General features: G+C 70.3%; 2 protein-coding genes. One reads left to right on the top strand and one right to left on the bottom strand.

Annotation, left to right across the window (positions count from 1 at the left end; genetic code table 11):
- The first annotated feature begins 8 nt into the window (after positions 1-8).
- The gene (locus G6017_RS17185; protein WP_347237922.1) at positions 9-131 is read left to right on the top strand and encodes a tetratricopeptide repeat protein; all 123 of its coding nucleotides are present in this window, start codon (positions 9-11) and stop codon (positions 129-131) included.
- A 20-nt stretch (positions 132-151) separates the two neighbouring features.
- Here G6017_RS17185 and glgB read toward each other — a convergent pair whose 3' ends face one another.
- Positions 152-2,317 (bottom strand): 1,4-alpha-glucan branching protein GlgB, encoded by a 2,166-nt coding sequence (glgB, locus tag G6017_RS01395; RefSeq protein WP_182615555.1) that lies wholly within the window; start codon positions 2,315-2,317, stop codon positions 152-154.
- Between the last annotated feature and the right edge of the window lie 22 nt (positions 2,318-2,339).

The following is a 2,339-nucleotide window of genomic DNA, read 5'->3' as shown; positions in this document are numbered from 1 at the left end:
CCATCCGGGTGAGCGCGGGCGACGACCGGGCGACGCTGCGCGCCCGGCTGGTCGATCTCCTCGAGGCGCTCCCGACGGACGACCCGCGGGTGCTGGCCGCACGTCGGAACCTCGCCAACGCGTTGTACTGAGGCCCGGGTGCCGCCCGATGTCAGGGCGTGTGCCGCAGCCACACCGCGGCGCGGGGGCCGACGGTGATGCCCGCGGAATGGGTGCGGCCGTGGTGGTGCCGCTCCTCCGCGTTGACCCCGCCCAGGTTGCCGGTTCCCGACCCCTCGTAGGCCGTGGCGTCGGTGTTGAGGATCTCCTCCCAGTACCCGGCCTCGGGCAGACCGATCCGGTAGTCGTCCAGGGTGCGGCCCGAGAAGTTCACCACGCAGGCGATCGTGTTGCCCGCGTGATCGGTACGCAGGAACGACAGCGCGTTGTGCTCCGAGTCGTTGGCGTCGATCCACGAGAACCCCGACGGGTCGTCGTCGAGCGTCCACAGCCCGGGGTTCTCCGCGTAGCGTGCGTTCATGTCCCGGACCGAGGCGAGGATGCCGCGGTGGTACTCGCCCTCCCAGCCCTCGAGGTTCTCCCAGGTGACGCCCAGTTCGTCGTTCCACTCGCCGACCTGACCGAACTCCATCCCCTGGAAGATGAGCTTCTTCCCGGGGTGCGCCCACATGTAGGCGTAGAGCCCGCGCAACCCGGCCGCGCGGTCCCACGAGGACCCCGGCATGCGCTGCCACATCGATCCCTTGCCGTGGACCACCTCGTCGTGGCTGAGCGGGAGGACGAACCGCTCGCTCCAGGCGTACATCAGGGAGAAGGTGACCTCGCCGTGGTGGTGTCCCCGGTAGACGGGGTCGAGGCCCACATAGCGCAGCGTGTCGTTCATCCACCCCATGTTCCACTTCATGGAGAACCCGAGACCGCCGGTGTCCGTGGGTGCGGTGACGCCGCCCCAGGAGGTCGACTCCTCGGCGATCATGAGGAATCCGGGGTGCTCCCGGCGCACGGTGGCGTTGACCTCCTGCAGGAACGAGATGGCCTCGAGGTTCTCTCTACCGCCGTAGCGGTTGGGGGTCCACTCGCCCTCGTTCCGCGAGTAGTCCAGGTAGAGCATCGAGGCGACGGCGTCCACGCGCAGGCCGTCGACGTGGAACTCCTCCGCCCAGTACAGGGCGTTGGCCACCAGGAAGTTGCGGACCTCGTGACGACCGAAGTCGAACACGTAGGTGCCCCAGTCGGGCTGCTCACCGCGACGGGGGTCCGCGTGCTCGTACAGCGGGGTCCCGTCGAAGCGGCCGAGGGACCACTCGTCCTTGGGGAAGTGCGCGGGCACCCAGTCCACCAGCACGCCGATGCCGCGCGAGTGCAGGTGGTCGACCACATAGCGCAGGTCGTCCGGGGTGCCGAAACGACTGGTGGGGGCGTAGTAGGAGGACACCTGGTAGCCCCATGACCCGCCGAAGGGATGCTCGGCGACGGGCATCAGCTCGACATGGGTGAAGCCGGTCTCGGTCACGTGGTCGGCCAACTGGTGGGCGAACTCGCGGTAGCCGAGTCCCGGTCTCCAGGAGCCCACGTGGACCTCGAGGACCGTCATCGGGGAGCGCGAGTGGTCGCGCGTCGCCCGGCCGGCGACCCACTCGTCGTCGTTCCACTCGTGGCCGGACGTGAACACCCTGGATCCGGTGGCGGGGGGCACCTCGGTGGCCACCGCGAGCGGATCGGCGTGGTCGACGGTCCGGCCGTCGGCGCCGCGGACGCAGTACTTGTAGACGGCGTCGTCGATCACGTCAGGTACGAACAGTTCCCACACTCCCGAGGCGCCGATCGCACGCATGGGCAGGGCGATCGGGTTCCACCCGCAGAAGTCGCCCACCACGCTGATGCCCCGGGCGTTCGGGGCCCACACGGCGAAGGACGTCCCGGTGAGGGGCCCCCCGGGGGTGTCGTACGTGCGGACGTGCGCACCGAGGACGGTCCACAGCCGCTCGTGCCGGCCCTCGTTGATCAGGTGGAGATCCATCTCGCCGAGAGTGGGCAGGAAGCGGTACCCGTCGGCCACGATCCGCGTGTGCCCGTCCGGGTAGGTCACCCGGAACCGGTAGTCGGGGACGTCCCGCTCGGGCAACCCCGCCCCGAACATGCCGTCGCCGAGCGGTTCCATGGGCACCGTGCGCGTCCCCAGCACGATCTCCACCGAGGTGGCACCGGGCTGCATGGTCCGCACGACCGAGCCGGACCCGGTCGGGTGGGCGCCGTAGACCGAGTGCGGGTCGCGGTGGGTGCCCGAGCGGAGGGCGTCGAGCTCCTCGCGGGGGATCCCGCCCGACGGCGCGTCGGGG

The organism is Dietzia sp. B44 (assembly GCF_014145245.1).
GTDB lineage: Bacteria > Actinomycetota > Actinomycetes > Mycobacteriales > Mycobacteriaceae > Dietzia > Dietzia natronolimnaea.
The sequence above is the reverse complement of the archived record's forward strand: the minus strand, read 5'-3'. Positions and strand labels throughout refer to the sequence as shown.